Raw genomic sequence first — 26,977 nt, 5'->3', positions numbered from 1 at the left:
ACCAGAAGGAACCCATATGCGTTTTCTCATTTCGATCCCGCTCGTCTGCATTGCGGCCGTTGCCGCTACCACCGCGCAAGCCCAACAAGCCGCGCTGGACGACGGCGCCCCCCACGGCATGGTCGCCATCGGCGTGGGCGTCGTCCCGGAGTTCGACGGATCGGGCGATGTCCGACCGTTTCCTTTCGCTACCGCTGACATTCGCTGGGGCGGCGTCAATTTCCAAATCCGCGGCGCCGGAGCGCGCGTCGACCTCGTGTCCGACCCACGCTTTGCGATCGGCCCCGTCATCGGCCCGCGTCTGCCACGGCGCGACGCCGATGGCCGCGTTGGCCTCCTCCCTGAAATCGGCACAGCCATCGAGGCTGGCGGCTTCGTTGGCTATCGCCTTGGTGGAAACCAGCTCGGTCAGGGCGCGGTCCAGCTTGAACTGTCGCTCGTCCACGACATTTCCAACACGCACAATGGCCTGCTGGCGACCGGCAGCGCCAGCTATTCGGCCATACAGAATCGCGACATGTTCGTCTCGTTCGACCTTCAGACGACCTGGGCCAATGCGGATTACAGCCGTACCTATTTCGGAATCGACCAGGCCGGGGCCGCAGCCAGCGGACTTGCCGCCTATGCGCCAGGATCGGGCCTCCGCGACGTGGGCGGCGGAGTGACGGCGGGCTACTGGTTCAGCAAGCAGTTCGGCGTGATCGCCCGTGCCGGCGCGACCTATCTCGTTGGAAACGTCGCCAACAGCCCGATCGTCGAGGAAGGCAGCCGCTGGCAGCCCGCCGCCGGGCTTATGCTCTCCTATCGCTTCTGAACGACGCACTTGCCGCAGAATCGGGCAGGTTTTCTGAAGGATCGGGCGTTTGCAGGGCGCGCGGCGAAAGATAGGTTCAGGTCGATGACTTTTGCTCTTTCCGTCAATGGCCGCGCGCATCGCGTCGAAGACGACGGCGATACGCCGCTGCTCTGGGTCCTGCGTGATACGCTGGGGCTGGTCGGGACCAAATATGGTTGCGGCGCCGCCCAGTGCGGCGCCTGCACCGTGCATCTCGATGGCAAGCCGGTGCGCTCATGCTCGCTGCCGCTAGAAGCCGTGGGAGCGGCCCGGATCACGACCATCGAAGCAATCAGCGGCCCGCAGGCCGACGCGCTTCGTAACGCCTGGGTCGCGCGCGACGTGCCGCAGTGCGGCTTCTGCCAGTCGGGCCAGATCATGAGCGCACTCGCGCTGCTGCGGACAATTCCTGCGCCGTCGGACGCGGACATCGACCAGGCCATGAGCGGCAATATCTGCCGCTGCGCCACCTATAACCGCATCCGCGCAGCGATCCACGACGCCGCCGCCAGGGAGAACGGGAGTGCGGGCGCATGAGATGGCGCCGGCCTCGCCACGAGCCGCGTCGTCGGCGGTTCGGATGCCTGCTGATCCTCGCGCTGACGCTCGCCGCCATAGTCCTGCTGGCCGCGACCGCTCTGCGCCCGCGGGCATTGCCGCAGGGTGAGCCACTGCCATCGGTTCGCACATCGGCCCAGCGGGTCGACCTTCGCCCGGTCTCGGACTTCGCCGCCATTGCCGACCCGGCCGAGCGCTCGGTGGCGCTGTTCGAGGAAGCCGGCCGCGTGATCCAGCACCCGCGTTGCCTCAATTGCCACCCGCGCAGCGACCGTCCGACCCAGACCGATGAAATGCGCCCCCACAGCCCCGCGGTGCTGCGTGGCGAGGACGGACATGGCCTCCCGACATTGCGCTGCACGACCTGTCATCATGCACAGAATGCTCAGGCGTCGGGCGTTCCGGGCAATCCGAAGTGGGCGCTCGCTCCGCTCGAAATGGCCTGGCAGGGCAAGAGCCTTGGCGACATCTGCCGGCAACTGCTCGATCCCGCCCGCTCGCATATGACCCGCGAGCAACTGCTGCATCACATGGCGCAGGACGGACTGGTCGGCTGGGCCTGGCATCCAGGGGACAAGCGCACGCCGGCACCGGGCACGCAGAACCAGTTCGGGAATCTCATCAAATCCTGGATCGAGACGGGCGCGCAATGCCCCGCCTGACCAGTCCTCGCACAAGGAGCCGGGCATGACCGAGCAAGAGGCGCCGGGCCGCCGTTTCCGTATGACGCGCCGCCGAATGATCCTGGGCGGGACGTTGGTCGGCGGTGCGCTGATCGTGGGCTATGGCGTCACCCATCCGATGGACGTCGGCGGCGCCTTGCTGAGCGGTGGCGGCACCGATCCCGAACCGAGCGCCTTCGGTCCTTTCATCCGTTTCGCGCCCGACGGGTGGGTGACGATCGTCAACAAGCAGCAAGAGATCGGCCAGGGCATCCATGCCGGCCTCGCCGCGCTGATCGCCGAGGAACTCGACGCGGACTGGGATCGCGTCAGGGTGATCGACTCGCGCGGCAATTTCCGGGCCTATGGCATCCAGATGACCGCGGGATCGAACGCGATCGCTTCCAACTTCGATGCGATGCGGACCGCCGGCGCCGGCGCCCGTGCCATGTTCGTCGCCGCGGCCGCGCTGCGCTGGCAGGTCCTGCACAGCCAGATCGAGGTCCGCGACGGCATTGTCTCGCATCCCGGCTCGCGCCGGTCGGCGACCTTCACACAACTGCTTGGCGACGCCGCCCGCCAGACCCCGCCGCAGGAACCAATCCTCAAGCGGCCCGAGGACTATCGCCTCGTCGGCACCGATCGCGTTCGGCGCAAGGACAGCCTGCCCAAGAGCACCGGCGCGCAGGTCTATGCCCAGGACATCCAGCGACCCGGAATTCTGGTCGCGATGGTCGCGCACAGTCCGCGCTTCGGCGGCCGGCTCGCGCGGTTCGACGACAGCGACGCGCGCAAGATCAAGGGCGTCGTTGACGTCTTCGCGATCGAGACCGGAGTCGCGGTAGTCGCGCAGACCACCGTCGCCGCGCGCCGTGGGCGCGATGCGCTTCGTATCGAATGGGACGACAGCGCAGCCGAGAAGCGGTCCACCGCCGATCTCGTCCGCTGGTATCACGACATCGCGGCCGGGCGCGGCGATATCGATTCGGGCGATTTCGCGATGAAAGGCGATGATCCCGAAACCCCTTTCACCGGTGACGTTGCCGAATTTGCTTTCGACTTTCCCTATCTCGCCCACGCACCGATGGAGACGATGGACTGCGTCGCCCGGGTCGATGGCTGGGATGTGGCGATCACCTCAGGCGCGCATCTCGTCACCGTCGACCAGGTCCAGGCCGCGCTAACCGCACGAACTATTCCCGGCAAAGTCGATATCGAGGTCGTCCCTGCCGGCGGATCATTCGGCCGTCGCGGCCTCTTTTCATCGGACTATGTCGTCGAATGCGTGCGTATCGCCAAGCGCACCGATGGCCGACCTGTCAAGCTGATGTGGACGCGCGAGGACGAGATGGCGACCGGCTACTATCGGCCGATGTCGCATCATCGCGTATGGGTGCAACTTGGCTCTAATGGCTTTCCGGCCCGGTGGCGGTTCCACAGCGTGTGTCAGTCATTACTGCCGGCAGGACCGAATTTCCTGGCGACCGAGGGAATTACGGATTCGCCTTATTTTTCGATGGCGTCCACGGTCGATGGAAAGATCTTCACGCCTTCCTTTCCGGTTCCCGTCCAGTTCTGGCGATCGGTCGGCCATTCGCACACCGCTATGGTGATGGAGCATGTCATCGATCAACTCGCGCGGCGTGCCGGGCGCGATCCCGCCGATTACCGGCGCGCGCTCTACCGCCAGGCGAAAGACCAGCGCCGGCTGGCGCTACTCGACAGGCTGCGTCGGGAGGCCGGCTGGGATACGCCGATCGAGAGGGGCTGGGCGCGCGGGATGGCGGTCCATGAGGCGTTCGGCACGCTCGTCGGGCAGGTTGCGGAAGTCCGGCTCGACAACGGTCGTCCGGTTGTGCGCCGGGTCATCGCCGTCGTTGATTGCGGCATCGCGGTCGCGCCCGACCAGATCGCCGCGCAAATGGAGGGCGGCATCGGGTTCGGGCTTTCGGCAGCGTTGTTCGGTGCCGTGACGCTCAAGGACGGGATCGTCCAGGAGACCAATTTCGACAGCTATCCGGTGGTGCGCATGAACGAGATGCCGCACGTCGAAACACATATCATCGCGTCTCGCAATAAGCCCACCGGCATGGGTGAGCCCGGGGTCGCGTCGATCGCGCCCGCCGTCGCCAATGCGATACTGGCGCTGACCGGAAAGCCGATCAGAGCGCTGCCGATCCTCGCTGGATCGCAGGCCAGCAGTGCCGGGCTGCGGGGCTGAGAGGCTCGGAGCGCCGCGCTACTCGAGACATATACTGCGCTAGCTTCTCGCGATAGAATCTTTGACCGAGGTCGTCTATGGGCGCTCCGAAGCGCCCGAGGGCGCTAATCCAGACGGTATCGTGATGCTGCAGTTCCCGACTTCGAAGACGCCCAAGCCTGGTACGAGAGTCCGGCCTATCAGGAAGCAATTGCATTCAGGAAGGACGCAGCGGACTGGCGCGTGGTCATCGTCGAAGGTCTTCCTGTGTGACGATGGCGACTAACCCGTAGATGTATTTGGGGGGAACAGCGCCACACCGAGGCTGATGTGAAAAATACGGCTGTCGGAAGCCTCGGCTTAGTCGCCTTTGAGTCAAACCCACCAGATCTGGTAGTTGACGGGGCGACGTATAGCCAAGATTATGTAGCAAGAACAATCTCTTGATGAGGTTTCTGCATCATGATCGAGACGGTGACACTCCAATCGGCGCATCTGTTTGGCGATGCGCTCGCCGACCAGCATCGCTTCCGATACCAGCAATTTGTGGATCGAGCCGGTTGGGCGGTTCCCCATTTCGACGACATGGAATATGATCAGTTCGATACGCCTGCCGCAGTCTATCTGCTGTGGCGGGATCATGCGGCGCGGGTCAAAGGGATGGTGCGCCTCCTTCCCACCACGCGCCCCTATATGACCGACACGCTTTGGCCGGAACTCGCCCCCGAAGAGGGTTTGCCGCACGCCGACAATGTGTGGGAAAATACGCGCTTCGCCGTCGACCGCGATCTGGCCGCCCCGCTTCGCAGGAAAGTAACCGGCGAACTCATTCTCGCATCACTGGAATTCGCGCTGTCGCGCGGTATCGAGCGATATCTGCTGATTTCACCGCTCTGGGTGCTCCGGGGCGCTCTGGCTGCTTCCGGTCTGCCACATCGAATGCTGCGACAGACCGATGCGCTTGGGCGTTGGCCGGTCGCGAGCGCTTATGTGCCGGTGTCCGAACAGATATTGTCGACCGTTCGGGAGCATATCGGCATCCATTACAGGGTGTGCGACAGCGGCCATCAGGCCGCTCGGGCGGCGTAGGCGCTATGCCGGCCTGTAAGTCCCGCCAACTCTCCATGACGCGCAGGATCGCTCAATCTCTGGCCTATCTGCGGGGCGAAGCGACGGCCGCCGCGCTGGATGATGTCGCCATCGTCATCGGTCATGCCGAACGGTCCGTCAGCCTCATTTACCAGAAGGCGCCGCTGCCGAGCGCGGACAAAGAGGCGGCGGAGATTCGACCAGCTAATTCGTGAGGCACAATGCGCCACCGCTGGCGCCAAAATGGGGGGTTCGAAATGACGCAGGATCGATCCGATCAATTATTGCCGCTGACCACCGCGCAGCGCGGCCTCTGGATGGGCAGCCAGCTTGCGCCGCCGGGCTCCACCTTCAACATTGCGGAGGCGGTGGAGATTACGGGAGAGATTGAGCCGGATCTGTTCGTCCGTGCGCTCACCCAGGTTTCCGCGGAGGCGGAGACGACGCGCATACGCATCCTCATGACCGCCGATGGGCCGATGCAGCAGGTGGTGCCGTCCGTTCGCGCCGAATTTCCGGTAATAGACATGACGGCGCAAGCCGATCCCGAAGCTGCGGCGCTCGCCTGGATGCGCGCGCGCGTCCTGCAACGGGTCGACCTTGAGCATGATTCACTCTGGATCGGCGCGCTGCTCAAGCTCGACGCCCAGCGCTTCATGTGGTTCCAGTGCAGCCACCATATCGTGCTGGACGGCTTTTCAGCCGGCATGATCGCGGCGCGCCTGGCCACGCTCTATACCGCGTTTGTCGAGGGGCGGGAGCCGGAACCGCATGGCTTTTTGCCGATCGCCACCTTGCTGGAGCAGGAGCAGAGCTATCGCGCATCCGAGCGCCGCGAGACCGACCGGCGTTATTGGCTGGAGCAATTGCATGAGGCGCCGGAAGCGCCGACGCTTTCGATGCGGCTTGATCGGCGGAACAACGGCGCGGAAGGTGGTTTCATCCGCCGGTCGTGGACGATGCCGCCTGAGACGGTCGCGCGACTGACCAGCCTGGTGCGCAGTCATGGCGCCACTCTGCCGCAAGGGCTGACCGCCATCCTTGCCGGTTATCTGTTCCGGATGACCGGCCAGCAGGATTTTGTGCTGGGTATGCCCTTTACCGGGCGCGCCACCCGCATCCTTCGACAGGTGCCGGGGCTGGCGGCGAATGTCGTGACGTTGCGCTTTCGGCCTACTCCGGAAGCCAGCTTCCTCGATCTTCTGGCGCAGTCAAGGCGCGCCATCCAGGGCGCGTTGCGCCACCAGCAGTTCCGCTATGAAGATTTGCGGCGGGATCTGGGCTTCTATGAAATGGACCAGCATCTGGCCCGCTTCAGCGTGAATATCGAGCCTTTCGATTACGCATTGCGCTTTGCGGGCGCGCCGACGCGCAGTCATAATCTGAGCAACGGCGCGATGGAGGACCTGACCGTCTTCGTGTTCGACCGGCAGGACGGGAAGGGGCTGCGGGTGGACTTTGATGCCAATCCCAGTCTCTACACGCTGTCGGAACTTGATGAGCATCTCGGACGGGTCGAGCGCCTCACATCGGCGCTTATCGAGAAGCCGGAGGCCGCGATCGGCACGCACGACCTGATGAACGCCGACGAGCGCCTGCGTCGGACCCGGCAGGTAGGGGATGCCGTGCGTCACTGGCCGGCCAAGGATGTGACCGCCCTTGTTGGCGACAATGTTCTGGACCGTCCCGGCGCCACTGCGGTCATCGACACCTTCGGCGCGCTTTCCTATGCGGGACTCGCAGCGGATGCGGCGCGCCTGCGCGACCGGCTGGTCGAAGCGGGGATCGGCGCTGGTCATCTCGTGGCGGTGATGCTGCCTCGCGATCGACGCATTGTCACGGCGTTGCTTGCGATCGCCGGAAGCGGCGCCGCCTGGCTACCGATCGACGGCGACGGGCCGGTCGAGCGCGTACACGCCATTCTTGACGATGCGCGGCCGGCGCTGCTGATTACCGACGGTCAGGGCGAAATCGACCTTCCCGCCGCCTTGCCAAGGCTGGTGCTGGCGGGCAGCGATGGAGAAGTGGCGCTGCAAGGCAGCGTGGACAGCCAGTCCGATAGCGTCCCGCACGGGACCGCCTATGTCACCTATACGTCGGGGACGACCGGACGCCCCAAGGGGGTGGTGGTTTCGCATCGCAACCTTACCAATCTCCTGCTGTCGATGCGCGAGATTCTGGAATTCGGTCCCGGCGAGCGGCTGCTGGCGGTCACTACGCTGACCTTCGATATCGCGGTGCTGGAAATGCTCCTGCCGCTGGTGAGCGCCGCTTCAGTCGTCGTGGCGACCCGTGAGGAAAGGCGCGATCCGAAGTTGCTGGCCGCTGCGATCGGCCGACACGGCGTAACCGCCCTGCAAGCCACGCCGACCCTCTGGCAAGCCTTGCTGGGCGCGGGCGAGGCGGAGGCGCTGCGCGGTCTGCTGCTGTTGACCGGTGGTGAAGCCTTGCCGCCGCAGCTTGCGGAACGCCTGTTCCATCTCGGCCATGCGCTGTTCAATCTTTACGGGCCGACCGAGACGACCATCTGGTCGACGGCGCAGCGCATCACGGAGGCGGACCTGGCTCTACCGCCGATCGGATATCCTATCGCCAACACGCGGCTTCACATCCTGGACCCCTATGGCGTCGAATTGCCCGATGGCGTGGTGGGTGAGCTGGCGATCGCCGGGGATGGCGTTGCGACCGGCTATCTCGGCCAGCCAGGCCTTACCGCCGAACGTTTTCCTGAGGATGCGTTTTCCGGGGAAAGCGGTGCGCGGCTCTATCGCACGGGTGATCGTGCCGTACGGAATGCGCAAGGGCTGGTGAGCACGCTTGGCCGGTGCGACGATCAGGTGAAGATCAAGGGGGTACGGGTCGAACCGGCGGAGATAGAGTCAGCGCTGCTCCGACAGCCCGGAATTGCCCAGGCCGCGGTCGTGTTGGAAAGGACTGCCGACACGTCGATGCCGTCCGCCCGTCTGGTGGCTTATCTGGTCGCCAGCGATGCAGCAACGCGCATAGACACTGCCTCCCTGCGCCGTTCGCTTTCGACGATGTTGCTGCCTCAGATGATCCCGTCCTGGTTCCACTATCTCGACGCCTTGCCGCGAACGCCCAATGGCAAGCTGGATCGGCGTGCGTTGCCGCGTCCGGAGGCTGAGGTGTTGGTGGGGCAAGGTTCCGCTCATGTGCCACCCCGGACGCCAACGGAACGGATGCTCGCGGAGGTCTGGAAAACGGTGCTGGGGATAGAGGATGTCGGCATTCACGACAATTTCTTCGATCTGGGTGGCGACAGCCTGAGCGCGGTGCAGCTGATCGCGGCACTGACGGAAAAGGGCGCGGACCTGTCGCTGGGCAATTTATTCTCGGTGCCGACGATCGCCGGGCTGGTGCCGCTGTTCGATGGGACCACACAGGCTTCCAACTCCTTGGGGGAATTGCTGCCGATCCGTGCTGAGGGGGATGCCGCGCCGATCTTCTGCATCCATCCGGTGTTGGGCGTGGGCTGGAGCTTCGCGACGCTGGCGCCGCATCTGCCGCAGCGTCACCCGATCTATGCGCTTCAGGATGCGGGCCTGTTCATGAACGACGCCGCACCAAACTCCATGGAGGCGCTGATCACCAGCTATCTGCATCAGATACGGTCCGTGCAATCGTCCGGCCCCTATCATCTGGTCGGCTGGTCGATGGGTGGGCTGATCGCGCATGGTCTTGCTTCCCGCCTGCGGGAGGAGGGGGAGACGGTGGCGCTGCTGGCGTTGCTCGACTCCTACCCTTTCCTTGGCACCGTGGCGGCGCCCGAAGATATGGAAGATGCCGTCCTGATCCGGGCCACCATGGATTTCCTCAAGCTGGAACCCAACGAAGAAAAGGGAATGCCCGACAGTATCGATGCCCTTGCCGAGCGTATTGCCGAGGTTGCCGATCTCAGCGCCTTGCCCGCGACGCTAGGTTCGGAGTTTGGCAGCATCCCCGACTTCATCGCCCGGTTGCGCGAGGTGACGCTGCAAAATCTCAATCTCGCCCGGCGCTATCGGCTGGGTCATGCCGATGCGAACGCGCTTTTCCTGCGCGCCGCAAGTCGCGGCGGCGACGGCGCGGACGCAATCGTGCATGATACGCCCGAAGTTTGGCGCAGCCATCTGGGCGGCAGCCTGACCATTCACGATGTCGATTGTCGCCATCAGGATATGCTGTTGCCGGTTCATGCGGCCCAGCTTGGCGCGATCATCACGCGATATCTCAATGCCATGCAGAGCGATCATGGGGCGGTCGACCGGGTGTCGGCCTGATCCACCGACGGGGAGCCAATCATGCGTATCTGCATCTTCACCATCGGCACGCAGGGTGACGTGCGCCCCTTTGCGGCTCTGGGTCGCCGCCTCCGGACGTTGGGGCATGATGTGACGATCGTGACCAGCGATCGCCACCGCGCTCTGATCGATCAGGCCGGGCTGGGGCATGTCGCGATCGAATCGGACTTTGCCGAATTGATGACGCGTGAGCAGGCGCTGCTGGATAGCGGCAACCAGTTGAAGGTCGGGCGAGCGGTCGCGCGCGCCATGACGGACTGGATGCCTCGCTGGGCCGAACAGGGGATGGATGCGACGCAGGATGCCGATCTGGTGTTGGGCTCCGGCTCCGGCACCATATTGGGCGACGCGGTGGCGGAAAAGCGGGGGCTGCCGTTCGTGCAGGCACAGTTCATGCCGCTTACGCCGTCCCGGTATATTCCGCCGCTCTGGCCCGCGCCGCGCCGTGCGCTGCCCGGCGTGGCGAACCTGGCTTTGTCGCACGCCCTGCGCGTGGCGACGTGGCGGCTGCTGGCCGAACCGTCACAGGCGATCAGGAGGTCGTTCGGACTTTCGCCCTTCCCGTGGCGAGGGCCATGGTACAGCTCCGAACAACGCGCGCGACCGAAGCCGGTGCTTTACGCCTTCAGCCGGCACCTCCAGCCCCAGCCCATCGACTGGCCGAAGGAACGGGCGGCGGTGGTCGGATTCTGGTCGCTGGATCAGGCACAGGACTGGACGCCGTCGCCCGAGTTGCGTGACTTTCTGGCGGCGGGGCCGCCGCCCATCTATGTCGGGTTCGGCAGTATGCTGACCGGTCGTACCGACAGTTTGACGCAACTGGTGCTGGAGGCGATCCGCCGGAGTGGCAGACGGGCCATCGTCGCGACCGGATGGGGGGCCCTGCAACCCAAAGGCGCGGACGCACCGGACGACGTGCTGTTCATCGACAATGTTCCCCACGATTGGCTGTTCCCGCGCGTTGAGCTCGCGGTGCATCATGGCGGGGCGGGAACGACGGCAGCGGCGATGCGGGCGGGGCTGCCGCAGGTGGTGGTGCCCTTCGTAGCCGATCAATTTTTCTGGGCGTGGCGGCTAAAGCGCATAGGGCTGAATCCGATGCTGCTCGACCGGAAAAGAATGACCGCGCAGGATCTGGCCGATGCCATCTCGCTGGCTGGCGGCGGGGACGTAGGTGCCACGGCGCAGAGGCTGGGGGCGCTTGTCCGCACGGAGGATGGTGTGGCCAACGCCATGGAGGCGCTGGAACGATGGGGCGTCAGGCCGCAGGCGACGATATTGTCCCAACCGCCCTTGATTTCAGATATCAGGGCGAGATCAGGCCAAGCATGATCGCTCTGACGACGCCCAACATGCGTCCATTGCTGGCGAGTTTGGCGCAGGCGTTTTTGATGTGAAAATTGACCGTATTCTCGCTGATGTTGAGCAACACGCCAATCTCCCAGGCGCTCTTGCCGCGCGCGGTCCAGGTCAGGCAATCCCGCTCGCGTGACGTGAGTTGGACAGGCGGTTCCGGCGCGCCCGAGAGTGCTGTATGATGTTCGAGGAACTGCGCGGAAACCATGCTCAACAGCGGTCGAAAGCGTTGGGCGGTGTCGGGTGCGTGCGTGGCGAAGCTGGCCAGAAAGGTCATTCCGCCCGTCATGTGGATCGGCACAGTCAACCCTCCTTCGATGCCAAGGTCCCGCACATCATCGAATAATTGCCGCCGCTGCGCATCGAGGCTGGATAGCTGATCCCAGGCATAGGGCGCGTTGCGGTGGGTTATCGCATCGATAGTGGGGTCAATCTCGATATAGCGATTGGAGCGATAATGTTGCTGCCAGGCCTCGGGATAGTGCACCGATATTACTCCCTGGTCGCGAGGCATGTGAGGCCGAAAACGGCCGATTGCGTAATGAAAATCCCCCACTTCCCCCACGGCAGCGCCAAATCTGTCGCAGAGTTGATCTACATTCTGCGCGGTGCCGAACTTTTCGGCTATTGCGAGCAGTTCATCTGAGACAGCTATCGCCGTCATGGACCCGGGCTCCCCGACACAATATTGACCTGCGCGCCAGACGGATCACTCTGGCAGTCGACACCATGATGTCGAACCGAGGTTGTGAATATGAGCATGACCTGGACCTTTCGGCATCATGATCGCGAGAGTGACACTCAATATGGTCCATCGACGGGGTGATACCCCATCGTGCCAGCCTCTCAAATGCCATCGATTCGCAATAAAGATAGGCCTTTTCATTGTGCAGTGCAAAATTTTAAGTTGGTTAATAAGTTATTGTTTAAGATGCCATATATTTGGTGCGGAGTGAATTTTGGCTGAAATGCTTCGCATATTGCCGCGAGTCAGACGCGCCGACGCAGATGGCCAAAAAAACGGCCATCTTGAGATGATGTCAGGATGGGTTGAGCACGGAACTATCCGCAATGCCTAGCGCCAGCCCAGAGCGGGCGCCACATGCTTGAGGATAGCTTCGAGTATATGCGTGTTATAGGCGACACCCAGCTGGTTTGGGAGGGTCAGAAGCAGCGTATCGGCCTCGGCGATCGCTTCGTCGACCTTGAGCTGTTCGATGAGTTGATCGGGTTCAGCGGCATAGGATCGTCCGAAGACCGCACGCATATTGTCGATGATGCCCACATGGTCGCTGCTGTCGCCCCGCCCGAAATAGTCGTGATCCTCCTGGTTCGTCAGGGCGAATATCGAACGGGAGACCGATACACGCGGCTCATGCGCGTGGCCGGCGGCTTTCCATGCGTCCTTGTAAGCCCTGATCTGTTTTGCCTGTTGAACATGGAACGGTTCGCCTGTTTCGTCGGCCTTCAAGGTCGAGCTTTGCAGGTTCATGCCCATCTCCGCGGCCCAGATGGCCGTCGCGTTGGACGCGGAGCCCCACCAAATGCGTTCACGCAGCCCTTGCGAATGAGGTTCAAGGCGAAGCAGCCCGGGCGGATTGGGAAACATGGGATTGGGATTTGGCTTGGCGAAGCCCTCGCCCTTGAGCAGGTTCAGAAACACTTCGGCATGGCGTCGCCCCATATCCGCATCGCTTTGCCCTTCGGGCGGAACATAGCCAAAATGACGCCAGCCATCGATCACCTGTTCGGGCGAGCCACGGCTGATTCCGAGTTGCAGCCGGCCGCCACTGATCAGGTCGGCCGCGCCAGCATCCTCCACCATGTAGAACGGGTTCTCGTACCGCATGTCGATGACGCCCGTCCCTATCTCCAAGCGGCTGGTCTTCGCGCCGATCGCCGCGAGCAACGGAAAGGGAGAGCCCAGTTGGCGCGCAAAATGGTGGATGCGGAAATAGGCGCCATCCACCCCCAGTTCCTCGGCAGCCACCGCCAGGTCGATCGACTGGAGTAAGACGTCGCTTGCCGAACGGGTGGCGGAATATGGCGCTTCGGACCAATGCCCGAAGGAGAGGAAACCGATCTTCTTCATCACATGCCTTCCAACTGGATATCTGGGATATGAGCTGGCCCTCTCATGCCCGAAGCGCAACCTCATGATTGGAACTGGATAGTTTCCAATCTGATCAATGATAAGAAACATGCAATTGACTCGCGTTAGCGTAGTAAAATATGGAGCCGCCAAGATAGATTTGGGGGACTTCATGATCCGACTGTCGCTGTTGTTTTCAAGCGTGGCCATGACGGCGTTGGCGCCAGCGGTTTGCGCGCAGCAAGGGCCGACGGCGGACGTGGAAGAGGGCGTGCGTGCCGATATCATCGTCACCGGCGAAAAGAGCGCCCGCACGCTACAGCAGACGCCCACCAGCATCGCCGTCGTAACGCCCGAGAAGATCGCGCGGGAAACGCTGATCACTATCCAGGATGTCTATAACCGCACCGCCAATCTGTCGGAAACCTATGGTGCGGCGGGCTTCACCATCCGTGGCGTCAGTAACAACGGCGTCGGGGCTGGCGGTCAGGCGGACGCCGCCAGCGTCTATGTCGACGGCGCACCGATCCCCAAATGGGCGCTCTATGGCGGTCCGACCGACATGTGGGACGTGCAGCAGGTTGAAGTGCTGCGTGGGCCGCAATCAACGATCCAGGGCCTGAACGCGCTGGCCGGCGGCATCGTCATCACCAGCAAGGACCCTTCGCTTACGCGCTGGGGTGGCGATGCGCGCCTGTTGTGGACCGAATATAATGACCGCACCTTCTCCACGGCGATCGGTGGCCCGCTGATCGAGGATGAACTAGGTGTGCGGCTGTCGGCCGAGCGTCGCAACGATCGTGGCCTGATCTACAACGTCACCCGCGACGAGTATGACGATGAACTCAAGTCGCTCAATCTGCGCGGCAAGATCAAGTGGACGCCCAAGGCGATCCCGGACCTGGAAGCGGTCGCCAGCTATAACCGGGTGCGGCGCGATGGCGGCTATCTCTACGAATATGTACGTACCGACGTGCCCAATTATTTCAACCGCCGCATCTCGACCGGCGACCAGCCAAGTCGCGGCAGGATCGATAGCGACATCGCGATATTCAACATCAGCTATCCGCTGGCCGACCAGTTGAAGCTGTCGAGCGTCACATCCTGGAACCGGTCGAAGGTCCATTCGCAGATCGACACCGATGGCACGGCGCAGGATATCCAGGCGATCGACAATCGCTATCTCTACAAGACGCTGACCCAGGAATTCCGTCTCAACTATGATGGGGAGCGGCTGAGCGGTCTGCTTGGCGCCTGGTATTATCGCCGCTCCGGCAGTATCAACCAGAATAGCCGCGTCAATATCGCGACGCCGACCGCCACTATCGCCGCCCTGCTGCGGGCCAATGGCGCTACCGCGGCGCAGGCCCAGTTCATCAGCAACGCCTATGCAGCACAGATGCCGGTCATTCCCGTACGTTACATCGCCAGCCAGCCGGACAAGGTTGAGACGGTGGCGCTGTTTGGTGATGGCCGTTTCAAGCTGACCGAGAGGCTCACTCTGATCGGCGGTTTCCGTTTCGATCATGAGCGCAATCGCTACGCTGCCGAGACGGTGGCGACCTTCAACGGCACGCTGCCCGGCACCGGTTTCCTTGGCGCCGCCTATGCCCCGATCATCGGTTTGATAAACCAGGGCGTGCTGGGCCTGGTCGATGACGCATCCTCTCCCTCGGCGATCAACAGCCGCACCTTTAACGCCTTCCTGCCCAAGGCCGGGATCAGCATGGACTGGACGCCAGACCTGACCACCGCCTTCACCGTGCAGCGCGCTTATCGATCCGGCGGATCGAGCCAGAATTCGGCTCGCGCCGAACTGGTCCCCTATGATCCCGAATATAGCTGGAACTATGAAGGGTCGTTGCGCTCCAAATGGCTGGACGGTCATCTGACGCTCAACGCCAACATCTTCTACATGACGTGGAAGGACCAACAGGTCACGGCCTATTTCGGCCGGAACGCCTATGACTATAATACGGTGAACGCGGCCGGATCGCAGCTCTACGGCTTCGAGGTGGAGGCCAATGCCAATGTCGCACGCGGCATCGACCTCTATGCCTCGGTTGGCCATGTCCGCACGAAGTTCACCGATTTCGACCTGCCCGCTGGCGCGACCAGCACTGTCGACCTTGACGGCACGCAATTCCCCTATGCACCGCGCTGGACGCTGGCGGGCGGTATCAATGCCCAGTTCGGCCCGGGTTTCGTTGCCAATCTCAACGCGAACTACCGCACGTCGGTCTTCACCGGTGTCGGCCAGGATCAAGACCAGTATAAGGTTGGCGCGCGTACGGTCGTGAACGGCAAGATCGGTTATGAAACCGACCATTGGTCGCTCTTCATCTTCGCCCGCAACATACTGAACGAGGAATATAGGCAATATGAATATGCGGCGATCCATCAGGCGATCCTGGGCGAACCCCAGACCTTCGGCCTAGGCGCGAGCATCCATTGGTGATCGCGCTGGCCGCTCCCTTGCTGATCGCGGGCGGCGCCCTGGGCGCTGCCATGTTGCGTCGCTCCTGGCTGCGGCGTGATCGCGCCTTGCCGGGCCTGCTGCTGGCCGGTTGGACGGTGCTGATCGGGCTGATGGTTGCGGCCGTCCTGCTGGTGGGACCGGTCAAAGGGCTTGCGTTGGCGCTGGTGATGGAGGGGATCGGCGCACTGGCGGTGGTCTGGTCCGGCCGGGTGCAGCGCAAGGCGGCACGCCTGCGCGCGGGCGATGTCGCACCGGAACCGCTTGAGGAGCCGGGGCGGTTCGGTCGCGGCGTGCTGCGCGCGCTGCTCGCGGGGCCGCTTGGCATGACCGCAGCGATTGCAGTGGCCTTTTGCATCACCGTCTATCTGCCGGGCGATCCGCGCACGCGGATCGTACTGGGCGGGATGTTGATGCCGGTGCTGTGGGGGTTCGCCATGACCTGGACGCTGGCCGATCGCCGTCTGTTGCGCGCGACCGTGATGCTGGTCGGGACCAGCATCATCGGTTTTGGCCTTGCGGCATTGGGAGGGGCGGTATGACCGAAATGAGCAGCCAGAACAGCCGGGCGAAGAAGTGGCGCTGGCCAATTTCGCCGGAAACGGTACGATCGGTGCTCAGCAGCCATTCGGTGCTGGGTCTCGCCTTTGCCGCTATCATCTATCTCGTCTGCCTGACCGGCACCCTCGCGGTGTTCGCGCCGGACCTTGAACGGTGGGAGATACCGGCGACGCCGGTGGTGCAGACGTTGTCCGACGATGCCGCCGCGCGGGCCATCGCCGCGGGCGCAAAATCGGCGCCAGCCGACGCCAGCCTCTATCTCACCCTGCCGACACCGGCGCGCGACGGGGCGACGCTGATCGCCTATAATGCTGCTGGTTTCGAACGAAAATGGGCGGTTGCCGTCGATGGCAGCCTGTCGGCGCTGGAAGCGGCCTGGACCGAATTCTTGCTTCACCTCCACATCAATCTGCATCTGCCGCGCAGCTGGGGCGAATTCATCGTCGGGCTGACGGGCGTGGCGCTGCTCTCCTCGCTGGTGTCGGGCATATTGGCGCATCCACGCGTGCTCCGCGATGCCTTCCATCTGCGGTTGGGCGGTTCGCGCCGGTTGCAGGAGGCGGACCTGCACAACCGGCTGGGCATCTGGGCGCTGCCCTTTCATTTCACCCTGGCGCTGACCGGCGCGCTGCTGGGCCTCAGCACCATCATCGTCGCGATGCTATCGCTGCTGTTCTTTCGGGGCGACATGGGCAAGGTCTATGAACTGTTCCTCGATCCGCCCCCGCCTGTCGACGCCCGCGCAGTACCGGTGCCGGACCTGTCAGCCCTGATCGCGCGAGCACGCGCCCAGTCGCCCGGCGCGACGCCGCAAAATCTGATCGTGGAACGCTATGGTCGCGCCGACATGCGCATTTCCATCCATGGCGGGCGGCCCCATTTGCTGGCGCAGCAGGACGAGGTGCAGTTCGATGCGCAGGGGCGGATGATCCATGTCGAGCGGCCGGAGGATCTGGTCGCCGGCACCCGCATCTTGAACGGCATCGGCCAGTTGCATTTCGGCTGGTTCGGGGGACTGCCGGTGCGGCTGGCTTATGGCCTGCTCGGCATCGCCCTGTGCGTCGTAACATCTAGCGGCGTCACCATCTGGCTTGCCCGTCGTCGCGACAAGGGGCGGCCCGCGCCAGGATGGGAACGGATCTGGGCGATCATATGCTGGGGACAGCCTGTTATGCTCACCCTCACCGCACTGATTGCCTTTGCCCTGCCATACGTGCCCCTTGCTCCGGCCTGGCTCGGCCTTACCGTTGGCTCGATTGCAGCAGCGGCATTGGCGCGGGCCATACCCGGACCGGCGTTGTCGCACATCCTGCGCTGGTCGCTGGCTCTCCTCTTCATCCTTCTCGCCTTGCTGCATGGCGGATATGCCATGTTAAGGAATGAGGCGCTGCCACCGATAGATTTGTTTCTCCTGGTCAGTGGTTGCGGCCTGTTTGCCCTGCAGTATTTTCGTGGAGATCGATCGGCTGGAGTGTAGTTCTTAGGAGACGATCCATAAGCGGACGTCATCCAATTGAAACCACTCGGTCATTAAACTGTCTGTGGGGTCGGTTAGGTCGCCTCACTCATGGGCGATTACAATCTCGAACAGACATGCAGGACATCGTCCGGGCGCCTGTGGGCTGGCTGGGCCAGCTTGCTTGTGCAGGTCGAGCGTCTCACGCGGAGACACGATGGGGAAGACCTGTTGCATGACGCCTATGTGCGAATGGCGACACGGACGGAACGGCCGGACAACGAAGAGGCCTTCCTTGTTCGAGCAGCCATCAACCGCGCACGCGATGTCTATCGTCGGGAAAAGGTTCGCGGACCCAGCATCGGTGAGGATGCGCTCCACATGGTGCGCGACAGCGCACCGATGCAGGATGAAGCACTGATGGCTCGGGCAAGGCTGGAGCGGGTGCGCGAAGGGATAGACAAACTGCCGCCCCGCACACGCGAAGTCTTCCTGCTCCAGCGCATCGACAATCTGAAATATCGCGAAATTGCCGAGCGGCTTGAAATAAGCCAAAGCGCGGTCGAGAAACATATGGCCAGGGCGATGACGTTCCTTGACGATTGGACGAAGGATTGGTGAGCCCCGACATGTCCGGTGAGCGCCCTTTACCCCGGACCGCCGCGCAGTGGATCGCAAGGCTCAATGCGGATGGCAGGACGGACGACGACGAACGGGCCTTTCGCACCTGGATCGCCGCCGACGCGGCCCATGCGGCCGCGTTCGAGCGGGCGACGGATATCTGGTCGCTGGTGCCCGGTGCCGATGTCGTCCCGGACCGCCGGGTACAGCCCATCTTGTCCCGGCGCAGGATGTTGGTCGCCTGTGCTGGTACGATCGCCGCTGGCGGCGGGATAGTGACGTTGCAGGCCGCCTATGCCGGTACGGGATATGAAACCGGGGTTGGCGAGCAGCGCCGCATCGTCCTGGGTGAAGGATCGTCCCTGCTTCTGGACACCGACACGCGGGTCCGTGTGGTTGCGACAGCCAAGCGTCGCAATCTGTGGCTGCGGCAGGGACGGATCGCCCTTTTCATCGCGCCAATGGAGGTTCCCTTTTCAGTGGAAGCGGGCAGTGGGTCTTTCGTTGCCGACCGGGGACGTTTCGACGTGCGGCGGGATATGGGCGATCGGCTGGCGATGACGGCGATGACCGGGCAGGCGAATGTAGCGATAGCAGGAGCGCGGCGGACCATCGCCGCTGGGCAGCGCCTGCGGTCCGATGGGATGCATGGCGTGCAGATCGATCGTCCAGATGCCGAGACAACGCAGGCATGGGAAAGCGGCCGCGCAGCCTTTCACGAGGATCGGTTGGACGCGGTCGCGGCGGAGGCCAATCGCTACAGCATGACCAGGCTGGTCATCGCCGATCCGCGCACGGCCGACCTGCGGGTCAGCGGCATGTATCGCATGGGGGACAATGTCGCGCTGGGTCAGGCGTTGTCGCAACTGCTGTCGATCCCGGTTCGGCAGGTCGACGACCGGGTTCTGCTGGGCGGCTGAAAAAAACTTGTCGAGCGGGGTGGGGTAAAGCGGCCCTTGCGCGTCGGGGAAGCGCGGCGCCTCTGCCGCAGTCCATGGGGGATTTTCGTGACCGTTCATTTTTCGCGCAATTTGCGCCGTTCGCTGGCGCTGGGCGCCGCTCTGGCCAGCTTGTGCGCCGTCCCGGCACAGGCACAGCAACGTTCCACTTCCGTCCAGATCGCGGCGCAGCCGTTGAATCAGGCATTTGAGGCGATTGCGCGGCAGACCGGCACCGACATATTGTTCGCCCCGCAGGCTGTCGCCGGCATGAGCGGTCCTGCGCTCAGCGGACGGATGGACGCGATGATGGCGGTCGAACGACTGATCCAGGGCAAGCCGCTGGCAGTGCGCCGCCAGGCGAACGGAGCGCTGCTGATCGTCCCGACACCCGCTTCGGCCCAGGACATGGCGGCGGATGGCGCGGCCGAGGTCGCATCGGAGATCATCGTCACCGGCTATGCTGCCAGCCTGTCCAGCGCGCTCGCCGAGAAGCGGAAGGCGACCAATGTGGTCGATGTCGTCAAGGCCGAGGATATCGGCAAGTTCCCGGCCCAGAACATCGCCGAAGCGCTTCAGCGTGTGCCGGGCGTATCGATCGTGCGCGATCGTGGCGAGGGCGTGTTCGTCCGCATCCGGGGGCTGGGCGCCAATTTCCAGGTGGTGACGCTCAATGGCCGCGCTGCCGCGGTTAACGAGAATGTTCGCGATAGCGGCCAGAGTGGGCGACAGTTCCGCTTCGATACGCTGCCGTCCGAACTCATGTCGGCGGTGGAAGTGATCAAAAGCCCGCGCGCTGACCTAGCCGAAGGCGGCATCGGCGGTATCGTCAACCTCCAGACCTTTCGTCCGATCGACCTCAAGAAGCCGGTGCTGGCCCTCTCCGCCACTGCCAGTTCGCCGCGCTTGGCCGACGCTGTCAATCCCCGCATTTCCGGCATGGCGAGCTGGGTGAATGATGAGGGCACGTTCGGTGCGTTGATCGCAGCGGTCTATGACGAACGTACGACCCGGCAGGACCGCATCACCGGCGTGGGCTGGGCCGACGGGCGGATCGACAGCGATGGCAACGGCGCGCTCGATGGCGACACGATACTGGTGCCGACCAGCACGCGCCCGACGCTGGAACGGGAAAATCGCGACCGCATCGGCCTGAACGGCGCGATCCAGTGGAAGCCGGACGATCGTTTTGCACTGAATGTCGATGGCCTGTGGAGCCGCCTCAACATCGATTATGACGAACTGACCTATTCCACCGATTTTTCGGCGACGACACCACGCGCGATCGTGCCGGGGACGGCGGTGATCGAAAATGGCGTGCTGACCGCCGCTACGGTCACGACCTCGACCCAGATCGGCCGTGAAACCTCGCGCCTGGAATATGAGAATTGGCTGGTCGGCGCCAATGCCAAATGGTCGGCCAATGGATGGACGCTGGCGGCTGACGCCAGCCTGGGCCGCGCCTATTCCAACACGCCCACCCCCATCTATCGTACCCGTCTGCTGGGACCGGTCGGTCAGGTCGCGTTCGATTATGGCAAGGTCGGGGAGCGGTTGCCTAACCTGCGCTTTCTTTCTGCTGATCTTACCCAATCGACAACCCTGCCGGGGCGGCGGATCGAGTATCGCGTGAATGACTCGCTCGACCGACAGCGGGCGGCGACCTTCGATGTGACGCGCGAACTGGACGGTGCGCTGCGCAGTTTGCGCTTCGGCGCCAAATATGAAAAACGCGACCGGACCTACAATCGCCGCGATATCAATTTCACCAGCGGCATATCCGGTCGGCGTTTCGACGACAGCTATTTCGAGGCGTTTCCGGTCGACGACTTCCTCAAGGGCGTAGGCGGCGATTTGCCCAGGAACTGGGTCATGCCCGATCCCGATCGCTTCTGGGAGGCCGCGACCGGCAAGGACGCTCTGCTGAACGCCGATCTCGCGCGCGGCGATCGCCGCAACAGCTACGCCATCGATGAGAAGATATTGGGCGGCTACGGACTGGCGGAGTTCAGCTTCCCCCTGGGCGGCGTGACCATCCGTGGCGATGCGGGCGTACGCTATGCGCATACCCGTCAGACTTCTTCGGGCTATGCCGACAATGGCAGCGCAGCCCTGCCGGTCCGGTACGAGCGCAATTATGACAATATCCTGCCCTCGCTGAACCTGGTCGCCGAGTTCACGTCCAACCTGCAAATGCACTTCGCCGCGTCCAAGGTCATCACCCGGCCGTCGCTGGCCGACCTTGCGCCCCGGCTGACGATCAATTCCAACCCGACCGTGCTGACGGCGGTGGGCGGCAACCCGGAACTCCGTCCGTTTGAAGCCTGGCAATATGACGGCACGATCGAATGGTATTTCGCGCCGGGCAGCGCGCTGATCGGTGGCGCCTTTTATAAGGACATCACCAGTTTCGTCTTCCAGCAGACCCGCAACTTCAACCTGGACGGACAGGTCTATCGGCTGACCGCGCCGCAAAATGGCGGCAATGCCTATGTCGCCGGTGTCGAAATCGCCTATCAGCAATTGTTCAAGATGCTGCCCGCGCCCTTCGATGGCCTGGGTTTTCAGGCCAATTACACCCATACCGCCAGCAAGGGCACCTATGCGATGTCGGACGGCTCAACCTTCCGCGACGACCTGACCGATGTGGCGTCGGACAGCTTCAACCTGACCGCCTTTTACGAAAAGGGGCCGATCGGTGCGCGCGCCAGCTATAGCTGGCGGGGCAAGGTGCTGCGCGATGTGGGTGGCGCGGGCCTCGCCGCCAACAACGACTCCGCCTTCGGCAGCCTCGACTTCGATATTTCCTACAAGGTGACGCCCAATGTCACATTCGTCGTCCAGGGGATCAACGTGGCGGGCGGCGTACAATGGCAATATGTCCGCGACAACCGGTTCGCCGGCTACACCGATTATGGCACCACGCTGATGGCCGGCGTGCGCGCACGTTTCTGACAGAAGGAATGGCAATGACGAACTTGTCCCGGAAGGCGACGCTGGCGGCGGCTATGCTGGCGGTCACATCCCTTTTCAGCGTCCCGGCCGGGGCACAGGAAGCGCGCAACATCATCCTCTTCCTGGGGGATGCGGGCGGCGTGCCGACGCTCAATGCAGCGGGCATCATGGCGCACGACCGGCCGCAGTCGCTCTTCATCCACTCCATGCCCAATGTCGGCCTGTCGGACACGTCGGCGCTGAACAATTGGGTTACGGATTCGGCGGCGGGCATGACCGCGATCATGACCGGGCACAAGACCGACAGCGGGATGGTGTCGGTCCTCCTGTCGGGGTCGGGCGGTGCGGTCACGCCAGTCAAGACCTTCCTGGAATATGCCGAGCAGCGGGGGCTTTCGACCGGGGTCGTCACGAACATGCCGATCTGGGACGCGACTCCGGCCGCCTGCTACGCCCATGTCGCCTCGCGCAAGGACAAGGACCAGATTTTCCGCCAGTTGCTCAGCCCCCGCTTCGGCGACGGTGTCGATATCGTGATCGGCAAGGGGCAGGCGGATGTGATAGCTTCCTTTGCCAAGGACGGGATTACACCCGAACAGGCCTTTGCCAAGGCCGGATACCGGTTCGGCAATGATCCGGCCATCATCCGCAACGCGGCCCGTGCAGCGGTGCTGCGCGACAGCGATTTCGCGCCGATCCCGGCCGTCGAGGCGACGATCGGGCAGCTTGCGCGCAATCCCAAGGGCTATTTCCTGATGGTCGAGTGGGACATGCATACCGATGACCCGGAAAAGGGTCTGAAGCATGTCATCGAAATGGACGATATGATCCGTCGCATCAGCGCCGTTGCCAGCAAGGACACGCTCATCCTGTTCACTGCCGACCATAGTTTCGGCCTGCGCATGGGCGGGGGCAAACGCAATGCTCCGCTGGCGCAGCAATATGCCGCCGAAGCCGCCAAGCCAGGCGCCACTATCGCCAATAACCCGGTCATCGGTGTCGAGGATGGGCATACCGGCGAAGAAGTGATTGCCGCTGCCAGCGGTCCCGGCGCGCAGCAGATACATGGCTTTTTCTCCAATACCCGGCTGTTCGACGTCATGCTGAATGCGATGGGATGGAAGAAGGAGGATTGATCGGGGGTCAGATCGTTCACACCTCTGCGGACAAGACATGAATTGGCAAAAGGGCTGCGCCGAAGGTGATCGGTGAGCCATGGAGATTGGATATCCGTACGGGTGGCTGGCGCTGATGAACCGTCGTCACGAGATCGGCCTGATGCAGGCGATCCGCCAGTCGCTGCAGAATGGTCGGCGGCAAGGTGCCGGCCAGTACGATTGCCCCTGGGTCAAGCCAGGCGAAGGCCGTGTTGCACACCGTCTCCAATTGCCCAGCCGCCCGGTCGAGCCAGGCTTCGATCGTGGGTGCTTGGTCCGTGGCGTTGAAGTCGATATCCGCGACCGAGGACAGATCGCAGCCATTGTTACGAAGTGCGGATAACAGGTCCAGAGGACTGGGGCGCGGCAGATGTCCTGGAAACAGGCAGCCGATTTCGCCGGCCACGCCATATTGGCCGCGCACGAGTCGGCCATCGACAATGACGCCTGCGCCAATGCCGAAGCCCAGCAGGATCACGACTATGGTTGTGAAATCCCTGAGCAGGCCGCCAAGATAATATTCGGCGATGACCGCCGCATTGGCGTCATTCTCGATCCAGAGCGGCCAGTCCATTTCGGCGGAGAGAATGTCGCGCAGCGGTGCATCCCGCCAATTGGGCAGGACGTCGACAACGCTCCACCGGTCGCCCGCCGGCGATAGGGACGGACCTGGCACCGCCACGCCAAGGCCCAACATGCGCCGGCCCAGCAGGCCGTGACGATCGACCAGCTCATGCGTGATACGCCGCACCTTTTGCGCGAAGCCGTGAGGATCGATCGGCTCGACCGCTTCATGATGGGTGGCGATCGTGGCGCCGGTGAAATCGACCAGGGAGATATCGAGAAAGCCCTTGTGTGCCGTCGCTCCAACCGCATAGCCGCCATGCCCTGCCAGTCGCAGGGGTATGGCGGGACGCCCCCGGCCCTGCGCTTCCGCCCCCGGCACTTCCTCGACCAGTCCCAGGCTGAGCAGGTCGCGCGACAGGCGTGTCAGCGCGGTGCCGCTGATTTCCAGTCCGGTGGCCAGCGCTGACCGGGACAATGGGCCGGATTTGCGCAGCATCTGGAGGATGCGCCGTTGATCCTTGTCCAATGTGGGAAACTGCATGGCCGACCCCTGCCGCCGATGAAAAGCGACGACCCGGTATGCGGCTTTATTTATTTTCGCAACAATAATTAAAAATGTCACATGGCACGGTCAGGGGAGCGCCCAACCAATCGGAAAAGGGGCTCTCCATGTTCAAGACCGTTCTTGCCACCGGCACCGCCCTTGCGGCGCTCTGTTCCTTCACACCCGCCTTCGCGCAGGACAATGCGCCTGACGGACAGGCTGCGGACACCGGCAGCGGGCCGGGCGACATCATCGTCACCGGCTCCACCCGCGCCCAGCGCCGGTTCGACGTATCCTATGCGATCAACACCATCTCGAACGAGGATGTTGAAAAGATCGCACCGGTGAACTTCGCCGACCTGATCGGCCAGTTGCCGGGCTTCCAGACCGAAATCACCGGCGGCGAGGTGCAGAATATCTACCGCATCCGTGGCCTGCCCAATGACGGTGGCTTTGTCAGCTTCCAGCAGGACGGTCTGCCGCTGTTCCACGAAAATGACGGCGTCTTTTTCCGGGGTGACGCGATCCTGAAGCAGGATCTGATGACCGACCATGTCGAGGTGGTGCGCGGCGGCCCGGCACCGGTCTATGCCAGCTATTCGGGCGCGATCATCAACGCGATCACCGTCACAGGCAGCGACACGCCCCGCGGCAAGGCGCAGGTGACGCTGGGCGACACCGGCCTCTACCGCCTGGACGCCTATCAGGCCGGTCCGCTGGGCAAGGACACCTATTATGCGATCGGCGGCTTCATCCGCCAGCATGACGGCTATCGCGACAATGGTTTCCCCAACGACAAGGGCGGCCAGATCCGCGCCAACATCAAGCATGATTTCGATAATGGATCGATCAAGTTCAATGTGAACTATGTCAACGATCACAACGTCTTCTATCTGCCGATCCCGACCGCCGATCCGCGCAATCCCAGCGTCTCGCTCGACAAATATATCGACTATTTCGACGGCACGATGAATTCGCCGGCGCTACGGAACGTCAACCTGATGTATCGCGACGGCACCGGCCAGATCCAGAGCCGCAACAGCGATCTGTCCGACGGTCGTCACATGCAGATGATCAATTTCGGCGCGCAATATGAGGGCGAGTTCGGCGAGTGGCTGGTTTCCGCCAAGGCGGGCTACACCCAGGGCAAGCTGGATTTCACGGCCTTCTATTCGACCACCAATCCGGCCGACGGCAACAGCTTCGCGGCCGGCTACCTCACCCGCGCTACCGCCGCCTTCGGCGCCGTGGATCATTTCGGCTATACGCTGGCCGGCACCAACACCGTTTATGACCCAAATTCCGCGTCTGGCCTGGTCATGCAGGGCCAGTATCGCGACATCCATTCGAAATTCTATTCGGGCCAGGCCAACCTGTCCGTCGCCCGCAAGTTCGAAACCGGCATCGGCAGCCATGATCTGAAGCTCGGCCTCTACGGCAGCCTCTATGGCGAAAGCAGCCGCACCCTCTACCAGAATTACCTGATCGAGGTTGCGGGCAAGCCGCGTACGCTCGACCTGGTTGCCTATAACGCCGCCGGTACGGAGATCGGCCGCGTGACCGATAATGGCGTGATCAACTATGCCGCGACGCTGAACCAGGGTGACAGCGACGCGAAGATGTTTGCGGTTTATGCCAACGACACATGGGAAATCATACCGGGTCTGCGCATCGACGCGGGCATCCGCCATGAACGCTACAGCTACAAGGGTTGGGCCGCGCTGACCGAGGCCGCCAATCTGGGCGACGCCACCACGCTGGCAGACGACAGCACCCGCGCCTTCACCGGGGTCATCATCAACCAGACGCTGAAGCCCAACGTCACCAACTGGACGGTCGGCGTGAATTACGACTTTTCCAGCCATGTCGGCATCTATGGCCGCGCCTCGCATCTGGAAACGCCGCCCAATGTCCAGACGGTGATGAGCATCAACCCGACCATCATCACGACCAAGGCCGACCAGTTCGAAGCGGGCCTCAAGCTCGCCTTCGGCCGCTCCTATCTCTACGTCACCGGTTTCTACACCAATTTCGATCCGCTCAACGCCAGCTTCCTTGCCTTTGATCCGACCACGGGCCGCAACGACGTCAACATACCTTTCATCGGCGAAGCGCAGGTCAAGGGCGTGGAGTTCGACGGCAAGCTGGCGCTGACCAACTGGTTCTCGCTGAACGGCGCGCTGACCATCAGCGATCCCAAGTATAAGAATTTCCAAAGCACCACCGGTGCCGATCCGGAACAGGCAGAGGGCAACCAGATCGTCCGCCAGCCCAAGGTCTACGGCAATATCCGCCCCAGCTTCGACTTCCAGACGGGCGGTACGGATATCTCCGTCTATGGTCGCTACACCTATATGGGGAAGCGTTTCGTCGACCTCTACAATAACACCGCTCTGCCTACCTATGGCACGGTTGGCGCGGGCATCACGGCGCGCCGGGGCAGTTGGCAGATGCAGGTCGTGGGTGACAATCTGTTCAACGCCCACGGCCTGACCGAAGGTAATACCCGCACCGACTCGCTGAGTGGTCAGGGCAGTTCGGAGGCGATTTACGGCCGCCCCATCTTCGGCCGCAACTTCCGCCTCGTCATCAGCAAGTCCTGGTGATGC

The 26,977-nt window shown here is 63.1% G+C and carries 19 protein-coding genes; 16 read left to right on the top strand and 3 right to left on the bottom strand.

The annotated features are described in order from the left end of the window. Positions 1 to 16: 16 nt before the first annotated feature. The 8 genes from MOK15_RS19015 (at position 17) to MOK15_RS18980 (ending at position 10,977) form a co-directional block, all read left to right on the top strand. Positions 17 to 814 carry a MipA/OmpV family protein gene (locus MOK15_RS19015; RefSeq protein WP_242933280.1) on the top strand — a complete coding sequence of 266 codons (798 nt, stop codon included), beginning with the start codon at positions 17 to 19 and terminating at the stop codon, positions 812 to 814. An 84-nt stretch (positions 815 to 898) separates the two neighbouring features. Beyond that, entirely contained in the window at positions 899 to 1,372 is a 474-nt protein-coding gene (locus tag MOK15_RS19010; RefSeq protein WP_242933279.1) for a (2Fe-2S)-binding protein, read from the top strand. Further along, positions 1,369 to 2,055 (top strand): Isoquinoline 1-oxidoreductase subunit, encoded by a 687-nt coding sequence (locus tag MOK15_RS19005; protein WP_242933278.1) that lies wholly within the window; start codon positions 1,369 to 1,371, stop codon positions 2,053 to 2,055. Before MOK15_RS19010 ends, MOK15_RS19005 begins: the two co-directional genes overlap by 4 nt. 25 nt (positions 2,056 to 2,080) lie before the next feature. Continuing rightward, complete coding sequence (locus tag MOK15_RS19000; protein WP_242933277.1) at positions 2,081 to 4,276, top strand: molybdopterin cofactor-binding domain-containing protein; 2,196 nt, start codon at positions 2,081 to 2,083, stop codon at positions 4,274 to 4,276. 441 nt (positions 4,277 to 4,717) lie between these two features. After that, positions 4,718 to 5,344, top strand: coding sequence for an acyl-homoserine-lactone synthase (locus MOK15_RS18995; protein WP_242933276.1), 627 nt, complete (start codon positions 4,718 to 4,720; stop codon positions 5,342 to 5,344). A gap of 35 nt (positions 5,345 to 5,379) precedes the next feature. Continuing rightward, positions 5,380 to 5,559 (top strand): hypothetical protein, encoded by a 180-nt coding sequence (locus tag MOK15_RS18990; protein ID WP_242933275.1) that lies wholly within the window; start codon positions 5,380 to 5,382, stop codon positions 5,557 to 5,559. Between the two features lie 42 nt (positions 5,560 to 5,601). Next, positions 5,602 to 9,624, top strand: coding sequence for an amino acid adenylation domain-containing protein (locus MOK15_RS18985; RefSeq protein WP_242933274.1), 4,023 nt, complete (start codon positions 5,602 to 5,604; stop codon positions 9,622 to 9,624). Between the two features lie 21 nt (positions 9,625 to 9,645). Beyond that, positions 9,646 to 10,977, top strand: a complete 1,332-nt coding sequence (locus MOK15_RS18980; RefSeq protein ID WP_242933273.1) for a glycosyltransferase — start codon at positions 9,646 to 9,648, stop codon at positions 10,975 to 10,977. Here MOK15_RS18980 and MOK15_RS18975 read toward each other — a convergent pair. Next, entirely contained in the window at positions 10,952 to 11,665 is a 714-nt protein-coding gene (locus MOK15_RS18975) for an autoinducer binding domain-containing protein (protein WP_242933272.1), read from the bottom strand. The two genes, MOK15_RS18980 and MOK15_RS18975, sit on opposite strands and share 26 nt — an antisense overlap. Before the next feature lie 411 nt (positions 11,666 to 12,076). Then, a complete protein-coding gene (locus tag MOK15_RS18970; protein ID WP_242933271.1) occupies positions 12,077 to 13,303 on the bottom strand; it encodes an LLM class flavin-dependent oxidoreductase in 1,227 nt (408 codons plus the stop codon). Here MOK15_RS18970 and MOK15_RS18965 point away from each other — a divergent pair. From MOK15_RS18965 to MOK15_RS18935, 7 genes are all read left to right on the top strand, one after another. Further along, a complete protein-coding gene (locus MOK15_RS18965; RefSeq protein ID WP_242933270.1) occupies positions 13,266 to 15,551 on the top strand; it encodes a TonB-dependent receptor in 2,286 nt (761 codons plus the stop codon). The genes MOK15_RS18970 and MOK15_RS18965 overlap by 38 nt on opposite strands. Continuing rightward, complete coding sequence (locus tag MOK15_RS18960; RefSeq protein WP_278254325.1) at positions 15,545 to 16,111, top strand: hypothetical protein; 567 nt, start codon at positions 15,545 to 15,547, stop codon at positions 16,109 to 16,111. Before MOK15_RS18965 ends, MOK15_RS18960 begins: the two co-directional genes overlap by 7 nt. Beyond that, the gene (locus MOK15_RS18955) at positions 16,108 to 17,607 is read left to right on the top strand and encodes a PepSY-associated TM helix domain-containing protein (RefSeq protein WP_242933269.1); all 1,500 of its coding nucleotides are present in this window, start codon (positions 16,108 to 16,110) and stop codon (positions 17,605 to 17,607) included. Before MOK15_RS18960 ends, MOK15_RS18955 begins: the two co-directional genes overlap by 4 nt. 90 nt (positions 17,608 to 17,697) lie before the next feature. Further along, positions 17,698 to 18,207, top strand: a complete 510-nt coding sequence (locus tag MOK15_RS18950) for a sigma-70 family RNA polymerase sigma factor (protein ID WP_242933268.1) — start codon at positions 17,698 to 17,700, stop codon at positions 18,205 to 18,207. Positions 18,208 to 18,215: 8 nt separating this feature from the next. Continuing rightward, the gene (locus MOK15_RS18945; RefSeq protein WP_242933267.1) at positions 18,216 to 19,127 is read left to right on the top strand and encodes a FecR domain-containing protein; all 912 of its coding nucleotides are present in this window, start codon (positions 18,216 to 18,218) and stop codon (positions 19,125 to 19,127) included. Between the two features lie 87 nt (positions 19,128 to 19,214). After that, positions 19,215 to 22,100, top strand: coding sequence for a TonB-dependent receptor (locus tag MOK15_RS18940; RefSeq protein WP_242933266.1), 2,886 nt, complete (start codon positions 19,215 to 19,217; stop codon positions 22,098 to 22,100). A gap of 14 nt (positions 22,101 to 22,114) precedes the next feature. Then, entirely contained in the window at positions 22,115 to 23,236 is a 1,122-nt protein-coding gene (locus MOK15_RS18935; RefSeq protein WP_242933265.1) for an alkaline phosphatase, read from the top strand. 16 nt (positions 23,237 to 23,252) lie between these two features. Here MOK15_RS18935 and MOK15_RS18930 read toward each other — a convergent pair whose 3' ends face one another. Beyond that, positions 23,253 to 24,365: an ROK family transcriptional regulator gene (locus MOK15_RS18930; protein WP_242933264.1), complete on the bottom strand. Its 1,113-nt coding sequence runs from the start codon at positions 24,363 to 24,365 to the stop codon at positions 23,253 to 23,255. Positions 24,366 to 24,493: 128 nt separating this feature from the next. Between MOK15_RS18930 and MOK15_RS18925 the strand changes: the two genes are divergently transcribed. Further along, on the top strand, positions 24,494 to 26,974 hold the full coding sequence (locus MOK15_RS18925; RefSeq protein ID WP_242933263.1) for a TonB-dependent receptor: 2,481 nt from the start codon (positions 24,494 to 24,496) through the stop codon (positions 26,972 to 26,974). Positions 26,975 to 26,977: the final 3 nt, after the last annotated feature.

This window comes from Sphingobium sp. BYY-5, assembly GCF_022758885.1.
In the GTDB taxonomy this organism is placed as follows: domain Bacteria; phylum Pseudomonadota; class Alphaproteobacteria; order Sphingomonadales; family Sphingomonadaceae; genus Sphingobium.
This window is presented reverse-complemented; position numbering and strand designations above follow the sequence as displayed.